The following is a 24,994-nucleotide window of genomic DNA, read 5'->3' on the forward strand; positions in this document are numbered from 1 at the left end:
AAAATCTTTTTTGACTTGAAAAACGGATTTGCCCTATCCTCATTTACGCCGAGAAATTGTTAACATAGTACGGCATATCCGAGAGAATGATGTAACGGTAAGAATGAGTATTTTTATGTGACCCGAAGGCATTTAGGAATGGCGCATTTTATCGAATAGGAGTAAATGGTATCGGAGGAGATCGGTTGACAAGGGTCGAAAGAGCGCTCATAAGTGTGTCGAATAAGAGCGGGATAGTGGACTTTGCTAGAGGATTAGAAGAACTCAATGTTGAGATCATTTCCACAGGGGGTACGGCACGTCTTCTAAAGGAAAGCAATATCCGCGTCACTGAAATCTCGGAAGTTACTGGTTTCCCAGAAATGCTTGATGGAAGGGTAAAAACTCTTCACCCTTTCATACATGCTGGCATTCTTGCCCGTCGAGATGATCCTGAGCACATGAAACAGCTTGCTGAGAGAGGAATTAAGAAAATCGACATGGTAGTTGTTAATCTTTATCCGTTCAAGGAGACTGTGATGAAGATAAACGCAACGCTTGATGAAATCGTAGAAAATATCGATATTGGTGGCCCAAGCATGATCAGGGCAGCCGCAAAGAATTATGAATCTGTGGCTGTGATTACAAACCCGCGGAGGTACAGTTTTGTTCTGGAAGAGTTGAAGAGAAATGGGGGGATATTGAGCAAAGAAACCCTTAAGGCTCTTATGGTCGAGGCTTTCAGGACTACGGCTGTATACGATGCAATGATATCTCGCTACTTTGGACAAGAGTTTGGACAGGAGCTCTTCCCAGATATCCTCGCAATGGGTTTTGAAAAGTCCATTGATCTCCGATACGGTGAGAATCCAAATCAATCGGCTGCATTTTACATAGATCCATTTGCAGAAGGGGTGTGCATTCCACGCGCTGAAAAGCTTCATGGAAAAGAGCTTTCTTACAACAATATTCTTGATCTCGAGGCAGCCCTGGATATCTTGAGAGATTTTGATAGACCGACTGTCGCAGTTTTAAAGCACACGAATCCATGTGGAATTGCAAGCGCAGATAATATTCGAGAAGCTTTCGTAACTGCGTATAACGTAGACCCAGTGGCCGCATTTGGATGCGTCATTGGGATCAACAGGGAGGTGGATGAATTCACTGCCGAAGAGATTAGCAAGCATTTTGTAGAAGCAGTTATCGCGCCTTCCTATACTCCAGAAGCAATTTCAATTCTTCAAAAGAAGAAGAACATTAGGATTCTCAGAACAAATGCGCCAATCGTGCCAGATGAGAGACCTGAACTTAGAATGAAGAAAGTAAAAGGCGGACTATTGGTGCAGACTTATGAATATTGCAAACTCAGGCCAGAAGATCTCAAAGTAGTTACGAAGAGAAGTCCCTCTCAATTTGAAATGAAATCCATGCTTTTTGCATGGAAAGTTGTTAAGCATGTATGGTCGAATGCTATCGTGCTTGCAAAAGATGAACGAGTGGTGGGGATCGGCGCTGGTCAGATGAGCAGAGTTGATTCCTCGATGATAGCAGCATTCAAGGCCAAAGAGGAAGCGAAGGGGAGCGTAATGGCGTCCGACGCCTTTTTCCCGTTCAGAGATGGAGTTGATGAGGCTGCCAAAGCTGGCGTAACGGCGATCATTCAGCCAGGAGGATCCATACGTGATGACGAAGTCATAAAGGCTGCCGACGAACACGGCATGGCGATGGTCTTTACAGGCATCCGCGTATTCAGGCACTAGGAACATTTTAATCCTGAAGAAAGTAAATCAACATCATGGTATGAGTAACGCCAAGATTGCCGCAATTCTTTACGAGATTGCGGATCTTTTGGAGCTGAAAGGAGTCGAGTTCAAGCCCCGGGCATACAGAAGGGCAGCAAGAAGCATTGAAACTCTAGGCGATGACGTAGTGAAGTATTATAAGGAAAATAAACTTGAGGAGATCCCTGGCGTAGGCAAGGCGATTGCAAAAAAGATAAAAGAGATCATTGAAACAGGTGAGCTCAACTATTTGAAGCAACTGAGAGAAGAGCTACCCGCTGGTCTTCTCCAGTTGATGGATATTCCGGAAATAGGTCCTAAAACAGCTATGCGCCTTTATCAAGAATTGAAAATAACAAATCTCCATGAACTGAAAAAGGCAGCGGAAGAACATAGGATCCGGAGACTTAAGGGATTTGGTGAAAAATCCGAGCAAAATATCCTAACTGGAATAAGAATACTGGAACAGCGGAGCGGTCGCATGTTACTGGGCTATGCCCACTACTACGGAAAAAAGATAGAACGATATATGATGGAAACCACTGGTCTCAAGACAATAAGTGTGGCTGGAAGCCTCCGTCGAATGAAGGAAACGATAGGAGATATCGATATCCTCGTTGGCAGTGATAATGCCTCGGCCGTAATGGACGCATTTATCCAATTTCCCGAAGTTGAAGTGGTGATAGCAAGAGGTGAGACCCGGGGCAGTGTGAGGTTAAAAGATGGCGTCCAGATAGATATCCGCATCGTCAGCGAGGATTGTTATGGTGCCGCACTTCAATACTTTACTGGATCAAAGGAACATAATATCGAACTACGCCGACTAGCGGGCGATAAAGGTCTCAAGATCAGCGAATACGGAATTTTCAACAAAGACACTGGCGAAAAAATTGGTGGGAAGACTGAGGAAGAGATATATGAGATTCTGGGATTGCAGTTCATACCACCAGAATTGCGGGAAAACAGAGGCGAGATTGAAGCAGCAGCAAAGCATCAGCTCCCAAAGTTAATTCAGTTAGATCAGATTAAAGGGGATTTCCATGTGCATTCAAGATTCAGTGATGGCAGTGCAACAGTCGAAGAAATCGCTCATGAGTGCAGACGCCGCGGATATGAATATGTTGCTATAACAGACCATTCAGAGACATTGAAGATTGCAGGTGGAATCAGCGCAAAGGACCTCGCAATGAACATTTCCGCTATAAGAAAGCTTAACGAGAATATGGATGACTTTCGCATTTTGGCCGGTGCCGAGGTTGAAATACTTAGTGATGGTAAGCTTGATTATCCTGATGCAGTTTTAAAAGATCTGGATTTAGTAATTGCAGCGATCCATTCGGGATTCAAGATGAACAAGAGGGAAATGACAGAAAGGATACTCAATGCTATCTCAAATGATTATGTGAAGATCCTAGCTCACCCAACAGGCAGAGTTATTGAGCAGAGGGATCCCTATGAAGTCGATCTTGAGAAAATTATCGATGAAGCGAAGGCTAAGGGAGTTTGGCTCGAAATCAACGCGCTTCCGGAACGTCTTGATTTGAATGATGTGAATATTAAACTTGCAAAGGACATGGGCAGTGTGATGGCTATAGGGACTGATGCCCATAGCATTGATCAACTTGATTACTTGCTTTTCGGCGTGGCCACTGGAAGAAGAGGATGGTTGGAAAGCAAAGATGTCATGAACACACTCTCATTAGAAGAGCTCGAAAGCAAACTCAAATTGTAGGATCTGATGATTATATTGATCTCGCTCAATGACTTTTGAAAAACAATTTGCTTCTTTAGTAAAAACCCAGTTTTGCCAATATCATCGTCTTATCGATAGATCCCATTCTCCAAAAGGATAGAAATAAATACTGGCCCATACCATCGATAAGGACGATGGGGATCGAAGAGACTGCAGAATTGATAAAAAGTATGAAAATCCGGGGCGCAGGAGAGATTGCAAGAACTGCGGCAGGCGCCCTTAGAGATCTTGCACGTTCCTACGAAGGAGTGGACATATTGCAACTGAAGGCATTACTCGAGAAAGGAAAGGAAACTCTATTGTCTACGAGGCCTACAGCCGTATCGCTGTGGAATGCTGTTCATGCTGTTCTAAAAGATACGGAGTCGGCGAGCAGCGTTGACGATTTGAAAGAAAAGATTGTAAAAAATGCCGATAATTTCATAAGAAAATCTAGGGAAGCAGTCAAGATCATTGGTGAAATAGGGGCTAAAAGGATCTCTTCGGGCGATTGCATTCTCACACACTGCAACAGTAAGGCTGCCTTGAGTGTTATCAAGACAGCTTTTGACCAGGGGAAGGAGGTAAAAGTCATTGCTACTGAATCAAGACCCTGGCGCCAAGGCATCCTCACGGTCACAGAGCTTTCACAACACGGTATACCCACGACGCTTATTGTAGACAGCGCGGTTAGATGGGCGATGAAGAAAGTTGATCTTGTTCTTGTCGGCGCAGATACTGTTGCATCGAACGGTGCAGTTATCAATAAAATAGGCACCTCGCAGATCGCGCTTGTTTCTCAGGAAGCAAGAGTTCCGTTCGTGGTGTGCGCTGAGACGTATAAATTTTCCCCGAAGACCTTATTTGGAGAACTTGTGGAAATCGAGGAAAGGGATGGTTCGGAAGTTGCTGCTCGAGATGAAGTACCGAGCGCTGTTAAAATTCTTAATCCAGTATTCGATGCAACACCACCTGAATATATTGATTCCATCGTAACAGAAATTGGCTTAGTTTCGCCATATGCGGCCTACGAAATTATTGTGAGAGAATTAGGAGAAGAATTTATTTTTGAACGGGGTGAAAAATATGGAATATTCTAGAAAATATCTACATCTAGGCAAGGAGATCGATCCTGAGGATCATGTCATTTGCCGGTACAAAATAGACACAAGCATTCCAATGGAAGATGCAGCAGCAGCCATTGCAACTGAGCAATCCACAGGTACATGGACTGACATAACGACGCTGAGGGATGATATCTTCCTGAAACTCAGTGGAAGGGTCATCGATATCAAAGGAAATATAGCTACTATTGCTTTCCCTATTGAGGATTTCAGCCTAGATATCGGCGGTGTACCGCAAATTCTCAGTGTAATAGCTGGAAATCTGTTTGGATTAGAAACTCTGAAGGGGGTCAGACTGGAAGATGCAAAATTCCCTAAATCGATGGTGAGGGCATTCAAGGGACCTAAATTTGGAATTGATGGCATGAGGAACATTCTCAAAAGACCGCAAAAGCCGTTCGTCGGAACGATTATAAAACCAAAGATAGGACTTAATCCAGATGAAATGGCGTCGTATGTCTATGAGGCAGGGATGGGGGGGCTTACAAACAGCAAGGATGATGAAACGCTCGTCAACCAGAGATTTTGTCCCCTTGAAGATAGGGTTGTTGCAATCGCAGAAGCGCTAGATAAGGTTGAAAGTGAAAGTGGTCACAAAATGATACATGCAATCAACATTTCTACGAGAGCCGACCGGATTGTTGAGATTGCCGAGAGAGCTCAGGAGCTTGGGGCCAGTGAGATCATGATTGACATATTCACATGCGGATTTGCAGCCCTGCAAGCAGTGGCTGAGGATCCATCGATCAAAATACCGATCCACGTGCACCGTACGATGCACGCAGCCTTTACAAGAAATGAAAATCACGGAATTGCAATGAGTCCGCTTGCAAAGCTAGTTCGTATGTGCGGAGGGGACGCATTACACGTAGGTACTTTTGGCGTTGGCAAGATGAAGGGATCTCCGGAGGAAGATCTAGCTTCCCAGAGATCGTGCACAGAAGAATTATATGGATTGAAACCTACGCTCCCCGTCTGTTCCGGAGGAATTTACCCTGCCCTTGTTCCAGAACTGGTGAAGATTGCTGGAAACGATATTCAGATACAAGCGGGAGGCGGCGTCGCTGGGCATCCAAAGGGAATAAGAGCAGGAGCAAGAGCCATGTCCCAGGCAGTTGACGCTTCGTTCAAGGGAATCTCACTTGAGGAGTATGCAAGAGATCACGTTGAATTGAGAGAAGCACTAGAGAGGTGGAAAAAGAGATGAAACTCAAGGTGAAGTACATCGATATGGACACTGGCGAATATACGGCCCTGCTCAACGAAGAGGATTGCCAAGACCTTGGAGTGAGAGAGCAGGATCGTATAAAGATAACACACGAGAAGAGCACGACGATAACCGCAATCGTACAGACGACTGATTCGATAGTGAATCGGGGAGAGGTTGGGATTCTCGGAAAAACGCTTGAAATTTTAGGTGCCGATGTAGGAGAAGATGTCGATGTCATAGCAACGGGAAAACCAGAATCGATTGAATACATCAAGAAAAAAATGGACGGTCTTGAACTAACAACGGAGGAAATCAAGACGCTTGTGAACGATATTGCAAATCGGAATCTTTCAAGCATAGAACTAGCAGCATATGTTACAGCGTTGCACATCAACGGCATGAATATTAGAGAGACTACTGACCTTACGATGGCGATGGTTGAGACGGGGGATAGAATAGAATTTGACAGGTCACCAGTATTTGATTTCCACAGCGTTGGTGGAGTGCCCGGAAATAAGGTAACTCTTCTCGTCGTTCCGATTGTTGCTGCAGCAGGGCTTCTAATACCAAAGACCTCATCTAGAGCAATAAGCAGTGCTGCGGGGACTGCAGACATCGTTGAGGTTTTTGCACCGGTAGAATTCACTGCCTTCGAACTCAAAAGAATAGCCGAACGAGTGGGTGGAACCATGGTCTGGGGCGGTGCAATGAACCTTGCTCCCGCCGATGATCTTATTATCCGTGTCGAGTATCCTTTGGGAGTCGACCCCCACGCACAGCTACTCGCTTCAGTGATGTCAAAGAAAAAAGCCGTGGGTGCTGACTATGTTGTAATAGATATACCAACGGGAGAGGGTACAAAAGTAAGGACTATTGAAGAGGCAAAAGCATACGCGCGTGACTTCATCGACCTCGGTGAGAGACTAGGAATAAGAGTTGAGTGCGCTATCACCTATGGAGGACAGCCCGTAGGAAGGGCCATTGGACCGGCACTTGAGGCTAAGGAGGCGATAGCGATTCTCGAGGGGTCAAAGCTTCCAGGCAGTGTTGTTGAAAAGGCATGTGAACTTGCTGGTATGCTGCTTGAAATGGGAGGGATTATAAGAGGGGTGGATAGAGCACGCGAAATCCTTGAGTCTGGAAAGGCGCTTGAGAAATTCAGAGAGATCGTCGATGCACAAGGCGGTAATCCCGATATCAAGTCAGAAGATATACCTATTGGAAAGTTCAAATTCGAAGTTCAAGCCAAAAAATCTGGTTATATCGCAGGAATAAAGAATAAGGACATGGTGAGAATTGCAAGAGCTGCTGGGGCTCCAAAAGATAAAGGTGCTGGCATCCTGTTAAACAAGAAGCGGGGGCACAAAGTTGACGTTGGTGAGACGCTGTTCACGATTTATGCCGAGAATGAAGCGAAACTTGAGCAGGCAATCGGACTTGCAAGGCGACTCGAACCAATGGCAATTGAGGGGATGGTCCTCGCACGAGTTCCGTCATTTTCGAGAGTTACCGGCTAAGTTTCCGTGCCTGCAATTCCACCGCTTCATCGAGAGACATCAACCCCTTTGCAACGGCTTCTGCAAGATCAGATGATATGGTGACTTTACCCTGACTATGAAGTCGTGAAAGCCTTTGAATGTCCCTGATCTCGCCAGCAGTCGGGGTAACCTCTGGCACTTCGCAGATTCTTTTTCCAACAGAGAGTGCTATGGAAACGGCTGCATCGACATCTGGTGAGTCTGTCCTGCGGGTAGTGTTCGATTCATCGACGACATAGACTTCATCAACCTTCTCCCAGATCGCGCGGATGACCCTGTTGCGGTTCGTTCTGTCCCCATGACCAATTTTGACTACGGATCGCGAATGTGGATAGCAAGACAGTACATGATCCAAAATCCCTGCGACTTGTTCTGGGAAGCTCACAACCTCTGAGAAAATCAATTTCCGATCGCCGAACACAGCGATGCCTGGGCGGCTACCGGGATCAATACCGATTACAAGGGTACCAAACTCTTCTCCTCCTTTGAGTCTCCCAAGCGCTATATCGATTGCCTGATGTGGATCATCGTTTGCGACAATCGAGGAAAATTCAACTTTGTCAATCTCGTGTTCTGTCGTAATGATCACTCCAACCGCCGATGGAATAACATCAGAAAACCCCAAAGAAACAAAAGGTTCGCCCTTTTCCTTCAATCGACATACGAGCTCGTGAAAGAATTTGAAATCTTCCGTCATTATGCCGATAATTTTCATTTCAATTGCATCAAAGAAAAAAAACATTTTAATTCTTGCTATCGTGGAGGGGTGTCCACCCGGTCAACACGAGATGGAATGAATCTTCCGAGTATCAAATAGCCGATCGCGCTTATCAAGCCAAAGGAAGAAAGAATTCCCCACATGAGTACAGGCGATTGTGCAAAGGCATCTATCGATACACCTCCGATAAACGGTCCGAGTGACCATCCAAATGATGTGAATAGGCCAAAAAATCCCATGTAAAGTCCCCTCTCCCGCTCAGGGGACATATTCGCGACTAGATTCATTGAAGATGGCGAGGTTACAATTTCTCCAACAGTGATGACAACCATGCACATCGCCAGAAATACGAATCCGGTTGCAAAACCGACCATGAAGTAGCCCAGCGAGTAAATGATAGCGCCGACTGCAATCGTTCCAGACATACTGAATCGAGAAATCAGTCTTGCAACGGGAAGCTGTGCAAAGACAACCATCAATCCGTTAATAGTATAGAGGTAGCCGATTTCGACAACAGATATTCTTACTTCTGAAGTCGAGAACACAGACAAAGTCGACGACATCTGAGCGACAACAATCCACAGTATTAATGAGAAGATGCAAAATGCGAAAAATCGGCGATCATTCTTAAGTCTTACTAAATCTCTCACACCGAAACGCTGAAGCGATTCGCCAGTCTTCATCGATTCTTTTACCTTGAAATGGATGAGTAACGCAACGGTAGCACTCGTAAGGGCCGTTAGCAGGAAAAGTGAAGAATATGAAAATGCTGCGAGAAACCCTCCAATGAGGGGGCCGAGCGCCCATCCGATATTCATTCCGATCCTTAACAACCCATACGCTTCCAACCGCTTAGCTGGCTCAACGATATCCGCAATCATGGCGTTTGAAGCTGGTTCGAAAAGCGAGCCAAGGAAATTGCTAATGACGACGAGTAATCCGATGATCAAAAAGCTAGAATCAATGGCAACGACGGCACTGATCATCACGAAAATCACCGCACGCGCGCCTATTGAAAGATACATCACGCTCTTTCGGCCGAAACGATCCGACACCTCGCCTCCTGCCAATTGACCAAAGGCACCAATCGCCGATGAAATAAGAAAAATTGCGCCGACTACCGACATCGGCACCCCTAGTCTTTCATGAAGATAAATTGCTAGAAATGGCATCACGATTGAGAATCCAGCCGCCGCAATCGTTCTGCCTATGAAGAGAATCCATACCCTTTCATCATAACCTCTAAAACTCGACATACGAAATGCCTTCGAAATTCAGATCGTAAAGATGAGAGGAGAAATGCGATTTTCTAGTTAAGAATTTTCGAACACCATTGACCCTCTATTACTGATAAACCCTTCACTGAAAAAAAGGACAAAACTCATCCTCTTCGGAATCTGCCGAATTTGCTCTTTGGTTCGTTTTCCAACTCAGCAAACTTCCTCAGGAGGCTCTTCTGCTCTTCTGTCAATTTTTGAGGGACTTCAATTCCTACCCTAACGTATTGATCGCCTCTTCCCGATCCGTCAATACGATCGAGACCGCTACCCTTCAACCTGAATATTGTACCACCCTGCGTGCCGGGGGGTATCTTTAGCTTAGCCTTTCCCCACAGCGTCGGTACCTCGATTTCCGCTCCGAGCGCTGCCTGCGGAAATGTAATCGGCCAATCAATCCAAATGTCAGCACCGTTGCGCTTGAAGAGTTCATCTTCCTTCACATGGACGACAACGTACAGATCCCCAGGAGATCCGCCGGATAGATTTGCTTCTCCTGCTCCAGGTATCCTCAGACGGGTTCCGTCCTCTACTCCCTTTGGGATATTAATGCTAATCTTCGAAATTTTCCGCGTAACACCTTCCCCACTGCATTTTGGGCAGGGATCTACGACGATCTTGCCGCTACCGCCACATCGAGGGCACGTTGTGATCGAAATGAATTGGGTATACCCTCTCCTCTCAACGGTGCTCTTCTGGCCTTTCCCATCACATGCTGGGCACATAGTGATCTTTCCATCCTTCGCACCAGTACCCCCACAAGCTTCGCATTTGACGCTGTGAGGAACTGATATTTCCTTTGTTGCCCCATTTGCCGCTTCCTGCAATGTGATCTCGATGTCGTATCTTAGTGCCCGTCCTCTATGAGCCTGCTTTGATCGATCGAAGGCATCCCTGCGTCCGAAAAGAAAATCGAAGAGGCTTTCTCCGAACCCCATATCGCCAAACGAAAAATCACCGAACCCAAAGGCGCCCAGGTCAGAGAAGATGTCGCGAAGGTCTGACATGTGCGTGAAATCCTTCCAAGTAAACTGGCCGTCTCTGAATTGCCCGCTGACGCCCGCATGACCGTACATATCATAAAGCCGCCTCTTGTTTTCGTCAACGAGAACTTCGTATGCCTCAGATATTTCTTTGAACTTCTCTTCTGCAGTTTTTCTATCCAGCTGCGTCACGTCTGGATGATACTGTCTTGCTAGCTTTCGGTACGCTTTTTTGATCTCATCGACAGTAGCGTCTTTGCTGACGCCGAGCACCTCATAGTAGTCTTTCTTTGTCATAGAATCAAATAACCTGCTTCAACCGATTACTTTTCGTCGACAATCTTATAATCAGCGTCTACGAAACCGTTCTCACCGCCTTTCTTTTCGTCTTTGCTCCCACCAGATGTAGTGCCCCCACTACTTTGTTGTTGCTGGCCTGCAGTCTGGTAGATTCTCGAGGATACTTGAAACACTTCTTTCATCAGCGCTTCTGTTTTCGATTTAATCGTGGCCGTTTCACCGCCCGATATCGCGGTCTTCAGTTCTTCGATCGCCTTTTCTATTTTTTCCCTCTCTTCCTTTGTCACTTTTTCTCCGAGTTCTTGTAAAGTCTTATTTGCATTATAGATCATAGAGTCGGCCTGGTTTATTGTCTCCACCTTTTCCCTCTGCTTCTTATCTTGTTCTGCGAATTTTTCAGCCTCTGCGACCATCCGGTCAATCTCCTCTCTGGAGAGTTTTGTACTAGCAGTGATGGTAATGCTCTGCTGCTTACCTGTTCCTAGATCCTTCGCTGAAACATGAAGGATGCCATTTGCATCGATGTCGAAGGTAACCTCGATCTGCGGAACCCCGCGAGGCGCCGGCGGAATTCCAGTCAGGTGGAATCTGCCAAGTGACACGTTGTCCCGCGCCATTTCTCGTTCGCCCTGCACAACATGGATCTCGACACTCGTCTGATTGTCGGCAGCTGTCGTGAATATCTGGCTCTTTCTGGTCGGAATGGTCGTATTGCGCTCAATTAGTTTTGTTGTAATACCACCAAGCGTTTCAATGCCTAGAGATAGAGGGGTCACATCGAGCAGGAGAACATCTTTGATTTCCCCCGCAAGCACGGCACCCTGAATAGCTGCTCCCATGGCCACGCATTCCATCGGGTCGATACCACGCTGTATTTTCTTTCCAACTACCCTCTCAACGAGTCTCTGGACGATTGGCATTCTTGTTGGTCCGCCGACAAGTATGATGGCATCTATATCATCGGGTCTAAGATTGGCATCATCCATTGCTCTGATCATAGGTCCCTTGCACCGCTCTACAATGGGGGTAACGAGCTCCTCGAGCTTTGCCCGCGTAATCGTCATTGAAAGGTGTTTTGGACCTGAAGCATCTGCAATGATGAACGGGAGATTTATGTCAGTTGACATCGTACTGGAGAGCTCAATCTTCGCCTTCTCGCACGCCTCCCTAACCCTCCACAGCGCCATCTTGTCTTGAGTCAAATCAATCCCAGTATCTTTCTTGAAGTTCTCGACGACATACTTGATGAGAGCTTCATCCATATCCGTACCGCCGAGCTGTGTATCCCCGCTTGTTGACAAGACTTCGAATACGCCCTCGCTGAATTCCATGATAGTCACGTCAAGTGTCCCGCCACCGAGATCAAATACCATTATCTTCTGCGACTTTCCTGATTTATCGAGACCGTATGCGAGCGCTGCCGCCGTCGGTTCATTGATGATTCTTACCACCTCGAGACCGGCGATTTCACCAGCATCTTTGGTAGCCTGTCGCTGGTTATCGTTAAAGTATGCCGGCACAGTTATGACGGCTTTTTTCACTTCCTCACCCAAGTAGGCCTCTGCATCTCGCTTGATTTTCTGAAGGATAAATGCTGAGATTTGCTGGGGCGTATATTCTTTGCCAAAAACCTTAACCTTATAATCCGTTCCCATTTTCCTCTTAATTGCAGTTATCGTTCCCTCTGGATTTGTTATAGCCTGCCTCCTTGCAGGTTCACCTACAAGAAGTTGGCCATCTTTTGTAAACGCCACATATGATGGGAAAGCCTTACCTCCCAAACTCGTACCCTCTGCACTCGGAATTATCGTCGGTCTACCGCCTTCCATCACAGCGGCAGCTGAGTTGCTCGTACCTAAATCAATTCCAATTATCTTTGGCACCATCATCACCTCCCGATTGATTCTTTGCCACCTTCACCTTTGAATGTCTAATTACCTTTGACCCAAGGAGATATCCCTTTTGATAAACTTCTAGAATCTTTCCATCTTCTCCTTGTTCAATAGCCATTGCTTCATGATACTGAGGATCAAACTTGTCATGGGAAGTTATTTCCCTGAGACCATAAGAATGAAGGAGAGACATCAGATTGTTATAAATGTGATTAACACCCATTTTTAGTTCGTCACAACTACAGCTGGTGCTTAAAGCCCTTTCGAGGTCATCAAGCGTTGACAGAAGCTCGCAAATAAGATTTTCATTGGCACATTTTACAATTTCATCTTTTTCCTTTTGAATGCGCTTCTTATAATTATCAAAATCAGCTTGTATTCGCTTAGCAAGATCGAGGTATTGATTCGATAGCTCCTCATATTTTCTGAGTTCCCTTTCTGCCATATCGAGCTTCTTTTTCAGCGCTTCTATTTCGTCTTTCAAAGACTGCAGATCAGCTGAATTTTCCGCAGGCAGGGTTTCATTCTTTGCGGTCAATTCGCTTTCCTCGTTTCCCATGGCATCACCTCGATCAATCATCGAAAAAAGAAGAATAAAGGTATATTGAAAAAAGAGCGCAGCCGTTAACTGCGCCCGAATTGCTCAGTCTTCTTCAGGTTTCAAATTTGCTTCAGTGGGACCACCTGGTTGACCTGGACCAGGTTTGGATCCTCCCTTAGCTGCAATGACATCATCGATTCTTAGAATCATCACGGCAGCATCGGTGGCAGAGCTAATGGCTTGCTTACCCACGCGAATCGGCTCTAGGACATTTTCCTTGTACATGTCCGTTACTTTACCTGTAAAGACGTTAATGCCCGCAGTCTTTTGGGCTGCCTTGTGAGCTTTTCTGAGCTCAATCAATACATCTATTGGGTCGAGACCAGCATTTTCAGCGAGAGCAGTCGGAACAACTTCGAGAGCGCTTGCAAAGGCATCAATTGCGATCTGTTCACGTCCACCGACAGAAGCTGCAAACTCCCTGAGCTTCATCGCGAGCTCCACAGCTGTAGATCCTCCACCAGTAATGATCTTCCCATCCTCAATAGCGATCGCGACTACGCTCATGGCATCTTCGAGCGAGCGTTCGATTTCGTCGACCACGTGTTCAGTACCACCTCTGATTAGAATCGAGACAGATTTGGGATTCTTGCAACCCGTCACAAAGGTCATCTCGTCTTCTTGGTATTTTCTCATTTCAACCAGATCTGCGTGACCGAGATCTTTGCTGCTGAGTTCGCTAAGCTTGCTCACGATCGTCGCACCTGTTGCCTTTGCGAGTTTCTCCATATCCGACTTCTTCACACGCCTCAATGCAAAGATCTTCTCCTTTGCCAAGAAGTGCTGAGCCAGATCGTCAATTCCCTTTTGGCAGAACAACACATTCGCGCCGGCATTTTTGACCTGTTCCACCATTTTTCTCAGCATATTTTCCTCTTCTGCGAGGAATGCTTGCAACTGGGACGGGTCACGGATTTCAATCTTCGCGTCGATCTCCGTTTTCTTGATTTCCAAAGCGGCATCAACCAAGGCGATCTTCGCTTTTTCAACCCTCTTGGGCATAGCTGGATGGACAGGCTCTTTATCAAGAATCACACCCTTGACAAGCTGCGTGTCCTCCATCGAACCGCCCTGTTTCTTCACCACTTGAATGTTGTCGAGATCGACATCCCACTTGCCATCCACCTTTTCAGCGATAGATGTTACTGCCTCAACGGCTAGGTCGGCCATGTGAGCTCTCACACCACTAACTGCCTTGCTCATCATAGCTGTCATTGCAATCTTCTTCAGGGTCTCCTTATCGTCGACAGAAATAGGCATGGCAATCTCATCCAAATACTCCATCGCCTTCTGAGCTGCGAGCCTGTAACCGCCACTGATGATCGTCGGGTGTACATTGGCATCAATGAGATCGACAGCTTTCTTCAGCAGTTCGCCCGCCAAAATGACAGCTGTCGTTGTGCCATCACCGCATTCTTCATCCTGAGTCTTTGCTACCTCAACCAGCATTTTTGCAGCTGGGTGCTCGACGTCGATTTCCTTTAGGATTGTTACACCATCGTTTGTGATAACCACATCACCCATGCTGTCAACGAGCATTTTATCCATACCGCGCGGGCCAAGGGTGCTTCTGACGGCATCTGCAATTGCTCTAGCAGCCATTATATTGTTGTATTGGGCGTCCTTACCCCTGTCCCTGCGGGTTCCTTCTTTAAGTATAAGAATTGGCGTTGTTCCCATTCCCATATCTATTACCTCCTTTGCACAGTTTCAATTGCACAATAAGGTTGTTGGTTCGAAATGTTTGTTCTTCTATATAAATATAACTGAATACATTGACAACACCAAATGATCTGGAATAAAAAATGATATCTTTGCCTATAAACTGATTATTTAAGATAAAGATTTGAAGTCAAAACAGACTAAAAAATGTTTATTTAGATGTAAACGCGGATGGACATGTACCTCAACATATAGAATACATGCTGTTAACGAATGAACATAACGCACATATGATGAAATATTATTAGGGAATATAGATTAACCAGGCTTGGGGCAACGCACATGGATGAGCTAAGAAACTGTCTAGCTCTCGTTTTCAAGCGGAAAGGAAAAGGGATCCTGTCCGAGAGGGAGTTGGTTTTCTCGGTTTCAATGGACTTCCGCTGGTTTACTCCAAAGGAGGCTCAGAGACTGCTTGATCTCGGCCTCAGGAATGGGTTGTTAGAGCGCGTCGATGACATGATTAAACCCACATTCGATTACAAGAAAATTGAAATATCCATCAATTTCAAACCCGATAAGAAAATCCTAGAAGAGCGGAAAAAGAATGATTCTGTTTTTTCGAAGATACTTGATAAGATTGTAACATCGGGCGTTTCAAAAAGAGATGCAGTCGCAAAAATTAATAAAATTCAGGAAAAAATCGGCGTCGATGCAGAAGTGGCTGCCGTCGCTTACGCAAAGGAAATTGGCGTGAGCGTCGACGATCTCATCGACGAAGTCGAAAAGGAAATCATCGAGAGATAATGGATCATTACCTTTCTTTCAATTTGATGACATCTCCAAGCGTTAAACCCTTATTTTGGGATGGTTTGGCTTCGGTCTTCACAATCGGGACCCTTTCCATGAGCTTAATTCCCAATTCCTTTTCGAGCTTCTTCACGAGCGCGTCATCTGGTTTCATATCTCCTTTTTCTATCTTATTAATCACGCTTACCTTTTCATTGATCTTCGCTGCTAAAGTCTCCTGTTTCCAGTCGCGAGCCATCCGGGCCTCCCTAATGATCCTGGGATAATCTGGAACGAGCTCAAGAGTTGTTTCTTCCAAGGCATAAAGATCCTTGGGTTTCATTCGCTTTTCTCGCAATTCCAGACGCTTTGCAATGATGTTCTGCGGCGCTGACTTCTCCTGTCCTTTTTTGCGCACCTCCCCGAATTTGGCGCAACTGCTGCACACGCTCAAAATAGTCCCCTCGATGAAGATGCGAGTTGTGCGCTCAGTTTCCTTACCGCAGAGTTCGCATATCATGATAATCATCCCATGCTCTACATCTTCATTATGCAACTAAATGGATTTATAGCTCACCGTCATAATATCCACCTTTTCTTTTCTATACGCATTTTTGTTATGTCAAGAAGATTCTGAGGAATAATATGATCCCGATAAAACGTCGCTTACATCACATACCTCGGATGTGGCATCTTGGATACAACCGCATTTTTACACGTTGATCATGATAAAAAACATCGAGAATAGAATGTAAAGCCAGCATATCTCGAACGAACACGCATCGCAGAAAGCCACTCCCTTCCAACATTCCACCAAAGTAGCATGATGCAAACACGAAACCCCATCAATCAATCGCATATTCAATGCGAAAGAATCATATACCCACTAGCTTTAATAAAGCAAACACAAGGTGGCATATTTGAGGGAGCAGCAAACGGAAGCGCTTATTGCTGATATGAAGGAAAAAATCGAGCTCCTCGAACGCAGGAATAGTGAACTGTTGGAAGAGACCCGTCGATTGGAAGGCGAGAAAAGATACATCGAAAGCGAGCTCTTCAGACTCCAGAAGGAAATAAAGAGAATGAGAACTGAGATGGAGAGACTCAAGTCTCCGCCACTCATAATAGGTATCATCAAAGATGTGCTTTCAGATGGACGAGTTGTCGTAAAAAGTTCAACAGGTCCTGACTTCATTGTGAGCACATCGGAATATGTGCCAGTTGAAGACCTCATCGTTGGAGCAAGAGTAGCTCTGAACAAGCAGACTCTGGCAGTGATGGGCGTATTGCCGCCTTCCCTTGATCCAATAGTTGTGGGCGCTGAGATCATTGAGAAGCCCAATGTGAGTTACGATGAAATCGGAGGTTTGGATGAGCAGATAAGGGAGGTTCGTGAGGCGGTAGAAGATCCTCTTCTGAGACCTGAACTGTACAGGAAAGTTGGTATTGAACCTCCAAAGGGTGTGCTGCTCGTAGGTCCCCCGGGCACTGGGAAGACCCTCTTGGCCAAGGCGGTCGCACACCAGACGAAGGCAACCTTCATAAGGATGGTTGGTTCCGAGCTGGTGCAGAAATACATTGGTGAAGGTGCCAGACTCGTCAGAGAGCTCTTCGAGCTAGCACGAGAGAAAGCGCCAAGTATAGTGTTCATCGATGAACTCGATTCAATAGGCGCGAAAAGATTGGAAGTTGCCACTTCCGGCGACAGAGAAGTGCAAAGAACTTTGATGCAGCTTTTGGCAGAACTCGACGGCTTCAACCCCATTGGTGATGTGAAGATCATAGGTGCGACCAATAGACCTGATATTCTTGATGAGGCGCTTTTGAGACCTGGGAGATTTGATCGTATCATCTCGATTCCCATGCCAAACTACGAGGCAAGAGTTGAAATCTTCAAAATCCACACGAAGAAAATGAGTCTCGACAAGAATGTGAATCTGTCAGTGATAGCCGCCAAGTGCGAATCCGCAACAGGAGCTGACATCAAAGCAATCTGTACAGAAGCAGGAATGTTCGCAATAAGGGACAATCGCGATTATGTAACAATGATCGACTTCGAGAGGGCTGTCGCAAAAGTCCTTGAGACTGATGAGACAAAGTTCGTAGAATCCGGTGTCATGTTTGCCTGACCGAAAGAATTAGTCGCCATGTGCCTCGAAATTGAATTCCTTCTCGATAACAAGCGCGCCGATATATCCGCAGCGCTTGCAGTGATATTTGTACCCCGTTAATAACCCAGCTTCATAGTACAAATCCGAAGATCCGCATTGCGGGCAAAGTAGAATCTTTCTTTTCATCATTCATTCCTGTGCTCAGAATTCTTAGGAGGAATATATGCGGAGCACATACGAGTAGTTTTCTCGATAGTCACAACATTATCTTTCTCATGATCAAATTTTATAACCGTAGCACGGGTATTAAGTACAAGTCCCCGAATCTCAAGAATTGATGCATGCAATGGAGATATCAAAAATTATTACAGACCAGTACTGCGCGAGAATACTCTCAGCAACACTTTTAGAGACTAAGACTGCAGTCGAGCTCAGTAAAGAAATGAACATTCCCATTGCGGCGTGCTATAGAAAGATAAGAATGCTTGAAAAGGCGGGACTTTTGCGTTGCATTGAAGAGAAGCCGACGTTGGATGGCAAATACGCTGCGGCTTACAAATCTCTACTCGAAGAGGCAAGGATACTTTACGAAAATGGCAAGATCAAAGCACATATTAAGCTGATCAACGGCGAGGAAAAGAATCTAGTTTTCGATTGCAAGTAAATCACACCTAATCCCTCGTCAAATCTTCCCCGCCTGAAAAGTATTGTTGAATGGTGTTATAAATATCTTCCAGACCGTAAGAAAGCTCTGCTGAAACTGGGGTTAGTTCCCTGTACATACCTATGCTCTCAAGCGCCTTAAAGAGCTCTAGACTGAGAAGCGTCTGAGAGGTACCGGTCGTCCCCTCAAGTGCAATGTTCAATGCGTATGGATCTCTTGACCAGTTGAGGATCGTTTCGAGTTCTTCATCCGTCAGTACATCGACTTTTGAAAGAACGTTGAGGATGGGGATGGCGAATCTAAAATGGGTGATGGCACACAGCATGAGGTCTGATACAAAGCCAGAGGGGGTCTTCGCTAACTGCGGATCGGACAGGAAAACGAGGAATGAATCTTCCCTTCCAAATTCGTTGACGACGACATTACTCGATTGTCTGAATGCAAATAATTCCATCTGGCCAGGCGTATCTATAAGCACGTAGTTTGTCTTGAATTCCTGCACGGTTGAAACAACTTCCTTAATGTTCAATGCTATCAAATCGGCACAGACGATTTGCGCACCATTAGGTCCAAGACCATATTCATTCATGATTTCATTCAAACGAATCCAGTCTCTAATGTCCACATCTGGAACATAGGGTATTGCCTCTGCACCTGGATCAAGATTAACGATTATAGAATCAAGCCCCTGAAGCTCCAGCCAATCATGAAAAGCATATGTAAGAGTACTTTTCCCACTGCCTGCCGTGCCGATGAAATATATATATTGCATGGTGCCACCGTAGAAAGGCGGGCCCGGAGGGAAATTCGGATTCTTGACGAATCTTTCGAACCCTCGACCCATCGGTTAAGAGCCGATTGCTCTACCTAGCTGAGCTACGGGCCCCGTGGCGCCATATAGGTCATTATAAATAAATTTAATGGTTGCATAGGCTCTAGGCACAGCTCGCCAGAAGCACTTTTTGCTATTTTTCATCCATCAGAGCGATCTTTAATCCAGATTATGTACCGTAGTCTGCCCTGGGCGCAATAGGTTTCATGAAGGACATAGTTGAAGGGATGTACTATTGCAGGAAGCTGCAGGAGGCGGGTTGCAGCCTCATACTCGTCAAGGACGCTTTCCTCGGGCAGGTGGATACGAGCACGCCCATGGGCGAGTTCATGCTCGCTGTGATCTTCGCCGTCGGGCAGCTCGAAAGAAAACTCATCCTCGAGCGCACGAAGGAAGGGATAGCGAAGTACAAGAAAAAATACGGGAAGTGGGGGAGGGAGAAGAGGAAAGACATCAATATCGAGCTCGCCGCAGAGATGATCAAGGTCAAGCCTCTCGCAGAAGTCGCGAGGATCCTCAAGGTCCCGCGCTCTACCCTGCGCGAGCACCTGCTGCGCGCGGGTGTCGAAATTCCGACAAAAGGGGAATGTCGGAATACCTCCCCCGAAAAAACCGGGGGTTGTTTAAATACCTAAAGAAAAAAAGAGAAGTGACGGATTACGGGCGTAAGTTGTCACTTAGATATGATTTTTTAATTCTATATCTCCTCGCTCTTCTCGTACCCTGTGAACCTCTCAATCCTTGCATGCGGTTCTATTTCAAACTCATGCACCCAGACGAAGTCCTCAGGATTGAAGCCCTTTTCCGGATGGATCCTTTTCCAGCGCTCTATGAACTCCTGCTTGCTTTTGAAGCCTTCAAGCTCGTAGTGGTCCGCGACCTCACCCAATTTCATCCTGAAGACTCGGGTGATCCGGTAGCACTGGAAGCGCACGTCGAAGATGTCCCCGGGTCTCCCTTTTGGCTTATACCGTGCGGTCCAGCGCTTGAATACTCTCCTCCCATCAGGCATCTCGACGCCGTTCACGATCGCCTCGGCCATATCATCAGCGAACGGCATATCTATGAACCTAGGCATCATCTATTTCACCATTCAACTGATTGAGATCACACCAATCGAAAACATATGCTTGGAATTTTTCACATGTGAATCAATACATGCATTTTTCACATATCATATTTTTGCCACCTCTCTCTTCCAGTCCGTAATATCATGCAACTCACTGGTACGTCTCCTTGCTGTTCTTCCCCAAGGCTCTATATGTCCACATGCACCAGCCAGCTTAGCCTTCCTTTCTTGCATCAACCCGCACTAGAAAAATGCTACTAATCCGACGGTGCTCGCAAGTAAAGCAAGATGAAGAGTGTGTGTTGCGAAGGAATCGAAACACACTCTCAAATATAGTGAAAACATCACAACAAGCTCAAACTTGTAATATGCTGGTCGAGTTCGATTTATGTTCTTGACCGCTGTTGCAATCGCTTTCTCTTAGATGAAAACGCTTAAGGAATCGGCAGGCAATTAAACACTCATGCCTGACTTGCGTGTGCGTGATGTAATGACGACGACCGTTGTAACTATCAAAGCCGATGCAACATTGCACGATGCAACGATTACATTTGCCGTTAATGGTATCTCTGGGGCCCCTGTGGTCGACGATGATGGAAAACTTGTCGGAATTCTGAGCGAGACGGATATTCTTGCTTTCGTAAAGAAACTTCAGGAGGAGATTCGAAAGAAACAACCTTCCGTTTCATTTATTTCAGTTCCATTTGAAGAAATACTCAAGAACGAAAAGCTTGCGGAACTGTACAAGGAAATCTCGGGTAAGAAAATTTCTGAAATCATGTCAAAAGATGTTGTTACAGTATCGCCCGATACCGGAATAATGGAAGCGATCGACATAATGATGAAAAAAGACGTAAACAGGATGCCTGTAATCGAACACGATAAGATAGTCGGTATCGTTACGAAAGGAGATATCATCTGGGCACTATACAAAGACAAGTTTTCAAAAGTCTAAAATTATTACGTGATTATCTGTTTTGGCCGCCAAGTTTTTTAGAGTGTAAAGCATAAGGTTACTGGGGTGCGCTCTACGCGAAATGGTGCACTAGAAGTTCATATTCTTGCTAGCAGCAGTGATGCAAATTGCACTGTATTGGCGTCTGATGATGCCGCAATCATGATAGATGCCGGTCTGAGCATCAGAAAAACAGAGCACTTCTTGAACACCGTAGGCGTTGATATTTTCGATATAAACGCACTCCTCTTGACGCATGAGCACGTCGATCATTCGCGTTCGGCTCTGAGAATCTCGAGAAGATGCAACATACCAATAGCAGGAAATTACCGGACTCTGCTTTCAACAGGTATCCATGGAATGGATAAAACGGTAGTATTCGAAAATCGCGAGCCATTTTATATTGGCATGATGAAGATCGAGGCGATTCCTACATCTCACAATGCAGCGGAGCCCGTTGCTTATCACGTGGAAGCAAACAACAAAGACATGGTCATTGCAACAGATCTCGGAAAGGTCACAAAACCAGTTCTTTCCGCAATGACGAATGCGGACTTTATAATGCTTGAATCAAACCACGACAGGAATATGCTCCTATCTGGTCCATACCCCCTTTTTCTCAAAAGGATGATCATGAGCGAGAAAGGCCACCTCTCAAATCATGACTGCGCACAAGCGCTTAAGACGATCGACGTGAAGAAAAGAAAAATATTTCTTGCGCATCTTAGCCAAATAAACAATACTCCAGAAATCGCCAAGAATACTGTTTCGAACGCATTGAGGTGCAATCATTACATTGATTGCATAGAGACGCCAGGGGAAATTAGAAGCATTATCGTTGATTAAAGATTCAGTCTGGGAATGATTTCTTCAGCTTTACCTTTGTCAATAAGTAATCGCGCAATCGATGACGGGAGCGTTACGACATCTTCCTTTCGCAACGTATAGTCTCGCGATGGACCAGCAAACGTAGGAAGATCCTCCAAGATTCTCACTAGCACCCAATCTCGCGAAGAAATAATATTCTGCTTTCCTATCGGCGGGAGATAAGTTTCTGCTTCTTGAGCGCGAAGTCCCGTTGCCCCCTCTGGCCGAGATTCCAATACTTCTTGGGACTCGCTTGCAGCTGCTGTTCCCCTCAGAGGAGAGCCTAATTGCTCATGGGTCGTTAAATCATCCCTGCTCTCAGACTGCTCGGGTTTCACGGCCTTTTCCGTGGCATCGATTCGATGTTGAATTGATCCACACTTAGATCGCTGATCAAAACCAACCGCACTGGAACGACATTCAATAATGGATGCGTACACCCTACTGTATAGTTCACGCTCCTCTGGTGTTAGGCGTTCTATGTCGAATTTCGAGCCACCTGCAGCTCGCAACGCGGCCAAAATGATCTTCTCAACGCGAAAATCAAAAATCTGGATTGCCTTATCACACACCTTCTTCAGTTGGTTCCTGAGCAATGTAGCCCTTGGTGAATATTGATCGATTGCCATCTCGTTTTCAGTTTCATTTCTCAATTTTTCTACGAAATCCCTTATCGCTGGATAAAAATCCTTGCGGATTTCTGTGACGTTTTTGTTCTTCTGCTCCCTGCGATAGATTTCCGTAACCTCGTCGTACGTTAAAGGCTGAGAAGGAGGGGGCATCATTAACAAATTCGAGAGAGACTATTTGATTGTTGCCAATTCCTAACAAGTATCACTATTCCTTCAATTCGCGATGTGCCCCAGGGCCTCTGACCTGGTTACAACATGATGCGAGTCCAGCTCAAATGGCTCTAGCGGTATATCTGGATCATAGCCCATGCGGATGCCCCACCGCCTCATGAAGTCGAGAATGAAAGTCAGTCCGCCTTTAAGTATTGGATACAGGGCTGCAGTTTTCACATCATCGACACCACCTGGAACGAATGAGGCTACCTCCCTAGCAAGGTGCCTCCATGAATGGTAAATCAAAAGGAAAGCCTCTTCTGACATTTGATTCTCGATATCAAATGCCTTCCCTTCCCTCAGGGAGCCAGCAGGAACAAATGCAAGAGGTGTGACTGTGAAATGCGCCTTGTTGCCAATGCGGTCCTTCAGCGTCTTTTCCATTGCAACAATCAACCTTGCAGTATCCATTAGGTCCTCCGCGGTTTCACCAGGAAGACCTATGATCGCCGTGTATGCGGGGAACCAGTAATTTTCATTGAGGATTTGAGTGCCCTCGACTATTATTTCCGGCCATTCAGAAGGACTGAACGGTTTCACCTTGCTCTCCATGTATTTTCCAATAAGGCTGGGAGATGCCGTTTCGAGGCCCATCTGTATTCCCACCCATTTGGATGGACAGGCGCCAACAATCTGAGTTATGCGGGAGATCATGTGAGGACAGGCGACGACTGGCGCTAGAGTTCCATGCGTGGGATTCGAGAATTTTACTCCCGGTATAGACATAACCCTTTCAAAGAGACGGACGACTTCCTCCGCATTTGGATAGAAATATTTCCGATCCTCTAGCTTATAAAGGAAGATATCATCGCTATGGAGCCATGCTGTCTTCAGACCAGCCGAAACGTTGATCTCGATTTCTTTCTTAAGAGTCTCGTCGGGGATGCATCTCACCCTGCGCATATTCGGATCACAATATCTGCAATTCCTGCCACACCCTCTCGTAACCTCAACCATTCCCTTATACGAAGGTCTGATGATGGCGGGTATTTCAGACTCAGAAGGGAATTTGTTGACACGGATCACCTCATCCGCAGCTCCAGATTCAACTCGAGTTATTATTTCGCTTGCTACGGCATCAACTTCACCTATAACAATGTGATCAATTTCCATTTCCTTCCAGGCTTCTGAAATCATCAGTTGCCATACGCCTGGACCGCCCACGATGATCTTGTATTGGAACCTCTTTGCCCTTCTGTATTCAACCAGGAACTTTATGAGATCCATGAATTTCTTTTTTGAAAAGGCTGTGAGGCGCCCTCCGTTCGTGAACATCATCGACACGGGACCCAGTCCCATAGGATCCATCGTGGATATGCCAATGACCTTTGTCTCCTTTGTAATAAAGTGTCTAACGTAGCGGGCGTGCACAACGGCGACGTCGTTGTAACCATCTCGGGCGAGTGCTGCCTCGATTTTCCTGAGCGAATATGGCGCAACGGCCAAGATCCCATTCTCATGTGGAAGCTGAGCGTCAAGTAGTCGATAAATCACCTTAGGAATTTTCTCGGCAGGAGCACATCCAAAAAAATCCAGCAACGGAATATTTCTATAAGTGCTCGTGAGAGTCTCGTCGCACGTTAGGATGACTCTTGCCATTATTTCACCTCCTCGACGATCTCCAACATTTTGTTGAGATTATGTCTCATCCGCATTCTTGCAAATTCCTTTATCCATCCGTCCCTTATTTTTTGAAGTTTTTCAATATATGCACGAATGGCTTGGCTTAGATTCTGCAAAGGATCTCCCAATATGTCAAGTTCAAGCGCCTTAATTTCCTCAGCGACTCTGCGAACTTCTTCTCCGAGCTGCAAAAGTTTCCTTTGTTTGTGAGATGGATCACTCTTAACCAAGACATATCCGTTTTCGATCAATCTCCTCAGTTCTTTGAGCAATGTTACTCGAGAGACCTTATACTGCATTTTTTGCACAAGTCTATTGATCGATATTCCTCCTTCGTGGTTCGATATTTCACTGACTATTTCCATCTGAATAGGAACGTTCATCTCGATTGAGATCGAATAACTGGTATATTAATATATCAGTTTTTAAATCATAAACCGAC

The 24,994-nt window shown here is 45.8% G+C and carries 25 protein-coding genes and 1 tRNA gene; 11 read left to right on the plus strand and 15 right to left on the minus strand.

The genetic code is table 11. The features are described 5' to 3' along the window. Positions 1–185 precede the first annotated feature (185 nt). The 5 genes from purH to QW087_06425 all read left to right on the plus strand — a co-directional run bounded on the left by purH (position 186) and on the right by QW087_06425 (position 7,343). Positions 186–1,739, plus strand: coding sequence for a bifunctional phosphoribosylaminoimidazolecarboxamide formyltransferase/IMP cyclohydrolase (gene purH, locus QW087_06405; protein MEM2944351.1), 1,554 nt, complete (start codon positions 186–188; stop codon positions 1,737–1,739). 40 nt (positions 1,740–1,779) lie between these two features. Continuing rightward, positions 1,780–3,492, plus strand: a complete 1,713-nt coding sequence (gene polX, locus QW087_06410; protein ID MEM2944352.1) for a DNA polymerase/3'-5' exonuclease PolX — start codon at positions 1,780–1,782, stop codon at positions 3,490–3,492. A 155-nt stretch (positions 3,493–3,647) separates the two neighbouring features. Next, positions 3,648–4,592, plus strand: coding sequence for a ribose 1,5-bisphosphate isomerase (locus tag QW087_06415; GenBank protein ID MEM2944353.1), 945 nt, complete (start codon positions 3,648–3,650; stop codon positions 4,590–4,592). Beyond that, on the plus strand, positions 4,579–5,823 hold the full coding sequence (locus QW087_06420; protein MEM2944354.1) for a RuBisCO large subunit C-terminal-like domain-containing protein: 1,245 nt from the start codon (positions 4,579–4,581) through the stop codon (positions 5,821–5,823). The genes QW087_06415 and QW087_06420 overlap by 14 nt, the downstream gene beginning before the upstream one ends. Continuing rightward, complete coding sequence (locus tag QW087_06425; protein ID MEM2944355.1) at positions 5,820–7,343, plus strand: AMP phosphorylase; 1,524 nt, start codon at positions 5,820–5,822, stop codon at positions 7,341–7,343. The genes QW087_06420 and QW087_06425 overlap by 4 nt, the downstream gene beginning before the upstream one ends. On the opposite strand, the gene QW087_06430 is transcribed toward QW087_06425, so the two are convergent. The 6 genes from QW087_06430 to thsB all read right to left on the minus strand — a co-directional run bounded on the left by QW087_06430 (position 7,333) and on the right by thsB (position 14,821). After that, positions 7,333–8,079: a hypothetical protein gene (locus tag QW087_06430; protein MEM2944356.1), complete on the minus strand. Its 747-nt coding sequence runs from the start codon at positions 8,077–8,079 to the stop codon at positions 7,333–7,335. The genes QW087_06425 and QW087_06430 overlap by 11 nt on opposite strands. Positions 8,080–8,117: 38 nt before the next feature. Beyond that, positions 8,118–9,338: an MFS transporter gene (locus QW087_06435; protein MEM2944357.1), complete on the minus strand. Its 1,221-nt coding sequence runs from the start codon at positions 9,336–9,338 to the stop codon at positions 8,118–8,120. A gap of 125 nt (positions 9,339–9,463) precedes the next feature. Then, on the minus strand, positions 9,464–10,639 hold the full coding sequence (gene dnaJ / locus QW087_06440; GenBank protein MEM2944358.1) for a molecular chaperone DnaJ: 1,176 nt from the start codon (positions 10,637–10,639) through the stop codon (positions 9,464–9,466). A gap of 26 nt (positions 10,640–10,665) precedes the next feature. Then, positions 10,666–12,528 (minus strand): molecular chaperone DnaK, encoded by a 1,863-nt coding sequence (gene dnaK / locus QW087_06445; protein ID MEM2944359.1) that lies wholly within the window; start codon positions 12,526–12,528, stop codon positions 10,666–10,668. Continuing rightward, entirely contained in the window at positions 12,503–13,093 is a 591-nt protein-coding gene (gene grpE / locus QW087_06450; protein MEM2944360.1) for a nucleotide exchange factor GrpE, read from the minus strand. The genes dnaK and grpE overlap by 26 nt, the downstream gene beginning before the upstream one ends. Positions 13,094–13,177: 84 nt before the next feature. Further along, entirely contained in the window at positions 13,178–14,821 is a 1,644-nt protein-coding gene (gene thsB, locus QW087_06455; protein MEM2944361.1) for a thermosome subunit beta, read from the minus strand. 318 nt (positions 14,822–15,139) lie between these two features. Here thsB and QW087_06460 point away from each other — a divergent pair, with 318 nt between their 5' ends. Then, on the plus strand, positions 15,140–15,604 hold the full coding sequence (locus QW087_06460) for a DUF2240 family protein (GenBank protein ID MEM2944362.1): 465 nt from the start codon (positions 15,140–15,142) through the stop codon (positions 15,602–15,604). 7 nt (positions 15,605–15,611) lie between these two features. Here QW087_06460 and QW087_06465 read toward each other — a convergent pair whose 3' ends face one another. Beyond that, positions 15,612–16,106: a multiprotein bridging factor aMBF1 gene (locus QW087_06465; GenBank protein ID MEM2944363.1), complete on the minus strand. Its 495-nt coding sequence runs from the start codon at positions 16,104–16,106 to the stop codon at positions 15,612–15,614. Positions 16,107–16,497: 391 nt separating this feature from the next. Between QW087_06465 and QW087_06470 the strand changes: the two genes are divergently transcribed. After that, a complete protein-coding gene (locus QW087_06470; protein ID MEM2944364.1) occupies positions 16,498–17,715 on the plus strand; it encodes a proteasome-activating nucleotidase in 1,218 nt (405 codons plus the stop codon). 9 nt (positions 17,716–17,724) lie between these two features. Here the strand turns inward: QW087_06470 and QW087_06475 are convergent, their stop codons facing one another. Continuing rightward, positions 17,725–17,883 carry a hypothetical protein gene (locus tag QW087_06475; GenBank protein MEM2944365.1) on the minus strand — a complete coding sequence of 53 codons (159 nt, stop codon included), beginning with the start codon at positions 17,881–17,883 and terminating at the stop codon, positions 17,725–17,727. A 151-nt stretch (positions 17,884–18,034) separates the two neighbouring features. On the opposite strand from QW087_06475, the gene QW087_06480 reads away from it, so the two are divergent. Next, complete coding sequence (locus QW087_06480; GenBank protein ID MEM2944366.1) at positions 18,035–18,361, plus strand: helix-turn-helix domain-containing protein; 327 nt, start codon at positions 18,035–18,037, stop codon at positions 18,359–18,361. Positions 18,362–18,368: 7 nt separating this feature from the next. Here the strand turns inward: QW087_06480 and QW087_06485 are convergent, their stop codons facing one another. Together QW087_06485 and QW087_06490 are read right to left on the minus strand one after the other, a co-directional pair. Next, positions 18,369–19,133: an ATP/GTP-binding protein gene (locus tag QW087_06485; GenBank protein MEM2944367.1), complete on the minus strand. Its 765-nt coding sequence runs from the start codon at positions 19,131–19,133 to the stop codon at positions 18,369–18,371. 18 nt (positions 19,134–19,151) lie between these two features. Then, a tRNA-Lys gene (locus tag QW087_06490) sits at positions 19,152–19,247 on the minus strand. A gap of 173 nt (positions 19,248–19,420) precedes the next feature. Between QW087_06490 and QW087_06495 the strand changes: the two genes are divergently transcribed. Then, entirely contained in the window at positions 19,421–19,828 is a 408-nt protein-coding gene (locus QW087_06495; protein ID MEM2944368.1) for a recombinase family protein, read from the plus strand. Positions 19,829–19,890: 62 nt separating this feature from the next. Here the strand turns inward: QW087_06495 and QW087_06500 are convergent, their stop codons facing one another. Both QW087_06500 and QW087_06505 read right to left on the minus strand, forming a co-directional pair. Further along, positions 19,891–20,274 (minus strand): hypothetical protein, encoded by a 384-nt coding sequence (locus tag QW087_06500; protein ID MEM2944369.1) that lies wholly within the window; start codon positions 20,272–20,274, stop codon positions 19,891–19,893. 93 nt (positions 20,275–20,367) lie between these two features. Continuing rightward, positions 20,368–20,496: a hypothetical protein gene (locus tag QW087_06505; protein MEM2944370.1), complete on the minus strand. Its 129-nt coding sequence runs from the start codon at positions 20,494–20,496 to the stop codon at positions 20,368–20,370. Positions 20,497–20,725: 229 nt separating this feature from the next. Between QW087_06505 and QW087_06510 the strand changes: the two genes are divergently transcribed. Continuing rightward, a complete protein-coding gene (locus tag QW087_06510; protein MEM2944371.1) occupies positions 20,726–21,217 on the plus strand; it encodes a CBS domain-containing protein in 492 nt (163 codons plus the stop codon). Positions 21,218–21,283: 66 nt separating this feature from the next. Beyond that, complete coding sequence (locus QW087_06515) at positions 21,284–22,063, plus strand: MBL fold metallo-hydrolase (GenBank protein MEM2944372.1); 780 nt, start codon at positions 21,284–21,286, stop codon at positions 22,061–22,063. Here the strand turns inward: QW087_06515 and QW087_06520 are convergent. The 3 genes from QW087_06520 to QW087_06530 form a co-directional block, all read right to left on the minus strand. Next, a complete protein-coding gene (locus QW087_06520; protein ID MEM2944373.1) occupies positions 22,060–22,866 on the minus strand; it encodes a hypothetical protein in 807 nt (268 codons plus the stop codon). The genes QW087_06515 and QW087_06520 overlap by 4 nt on opposite strands. Positions 22,867–22,929: 63 nt before the next feature. After that, positions 22,930–24,528 (minus strand): radical SAM protein, encoded by a 1,599-nt coding sequence (locus QW087_06525; protein ID MEM2944374.1) that lies wholly within the window; start codon positions 24,526–24,528, stop codon positions 22,930–22,932. Next, positions 24,528–24,935: a hypothetical protein gene (locus QW087_06530; GenBank protein ID MEM2944375.1), complete on the minus strand. Its 408-nt coding sequence runs from the start codon at positions 24,933–24,935 to the stop codon at positions 24,528–24,530. The genes QW087_06525 and QW087_06530 overlap by 1 nt, the downstream gene beginning before the upstream one ends. Positions 24,936–24,994: the final 59 nt, after the last annotated feature.

The sequence above is a fragment of the Methanomassiliicoccales archaeon genome (assembly GCA_038850735.1).
Classification (GTDB): Archaea; Thermoplasmatota; Thermoplasmata; order Methanomassiliicoccales; family JACIVX01; genus JACIVX01.

Bases quoted from the DNA above. Each gene is read 5' to 3' on its own strand.
- thsB (MEM2944361.1), bottom strand. From the start codon at position 14,821: ATGGGAATGGGAACAACGCCAATTCTTATACTTAAAGAAGGAACCCGC.
- QW087_06520 (MEM2944373.1), bottom strand. From the start codon at position 22,866: ATGCCCCCTCCTTCTCAGCCTTTAACGTACGACGAGGTTACGGAAATC.
- QW087_06505 (MEM2944370.1), bottom strand. From the start codon at position 20,496: ATGCAAGAAAGGAAGGCTAAGCTGGCTGGTGCATGTGGACATATAGAG.
- polX (MEM2944352.1), top strand. From the start codon at position 1,780: ATGAGTAACGCCAAGATTGCCGCAATTCTTTACGAGATTGCGGATCTT.
- QW087_06415 (MEM2944353.1), top strand. From the start codon at position 3,648: ATGGGGATCGAAGAGACTGCAGAATTGATAAAAAGTATGAAAATCCGG.
- QW087_06435 (MEM2944357.1), bottom strand. From the start codon at position 9,338: ATGTCGAGTTTTAGAGGTTATGATGAAAGGGTATGGATTCTCTTCATA.
- QW087_06480 (MEM2944366.1), top strand. From the start codon at position 18,035: ATGCATGCAATGGAGATATCAAAAATTATTACAGACCAGTACTGCGCG.
- QW087_06460 (MEM2944362.1), top strand. From the start codon at position 15,140: ATGGATGAGCTAAGAAACTGTCTAGCTCTCGTTTTCAAGCGGAAAGGA.
- QW087_06500 (MEM2944369.1), bottom strand. From the start codon at position 20,274: ATGATGCCTAGGTTCATAGATATGCCGTTCGCTGATGATATGGCCGAG.
- QW087_06525 (MEM2944374.1), bottom strand. From the start codon at position 24,528: ATGGCAAGAGTCATCCTAACGTGCGACGAGACTCTCACGAGCACTTAT.
- QW087_06495 (MEM2944368.1), top strand. From the start codon at position 19,421: ATGTACTATTGCAGGAAGCTGCAGGAGGCGGGTTGCAGCCTCATACTC.
- QW087_06530 (MEM2944375.1), bottom strand. From the start codon at position 24,935: ATGAACGTTCCTATTCAGATGGAAATAGTCAGTGAAATATCGAACCAC.
- QW087_06425 (MEM2944355.1), top strand. From the start codon at position 5,820: ATGAAACTCAAGGTGAAGTACATCGATATGGACACTGGCGAATATACG.
- QW087_06485 (MEM2944367.1), bottom strand. From the start codon at position 19,133: ATGCAATATATATATTTCATCGGCACGGCAGGCAGTGGGAAAAGTACT.
- QW087_06510 (MEM2944371.1), top strand. From the start codon at position 20,726: ATGCCTGACTTGCGTGTGCGTGATGTAATGACGACGACCGTTGTAACT.
- QW087_06475 (MEM2944365.1), bottom strand. From the start codon at position 17,883: ATGAAAAGAAAGATTCTACTTTGCCCGCAATGCGGATCTTCGGATTTG.
- dnaK (MEM2944359.1), bottom strand. From the start codon at position 12,528: ATGGTGCCAAAGATAATTGGAATTGATTTAGGTACGAGCAACTCAGCT.
- QW087_06430 (MEM2944356.1), bottom strand. From the start codon at position 8,079: ATGAAAATTATCGGCATAATGACGGAAGATTTCAAATTCTTTCACGAG.
- QW087_06420 (MEM2944354.1), top strand. From the start codon at position 4,579: ATGGAATATTCTAGAAAATATCTACATCTAGGCAAGGAGATCGATCCT.
- dnaJ (MEM2944358.1), bottom strand. From the start codon at position 10,639: ATGACAAAGAAAGACTACTATGAGGTGCTCGGCGTCAGCAAAGACGCT.
- QW087_06465 (MEM2944363.1), bottom strand. From the start codon at position 16,106: ATGATATGCGAACTCTGCGGTAAGGAAACTGAGCGCACAACTCGCATC.
- grpE (MEM2944360.1), bottom strand. From the start codon at position 13,093: ATGGGAAACGAGGAAAGCGAATTGACCGCAAAGAATGAAACCCTGCCT.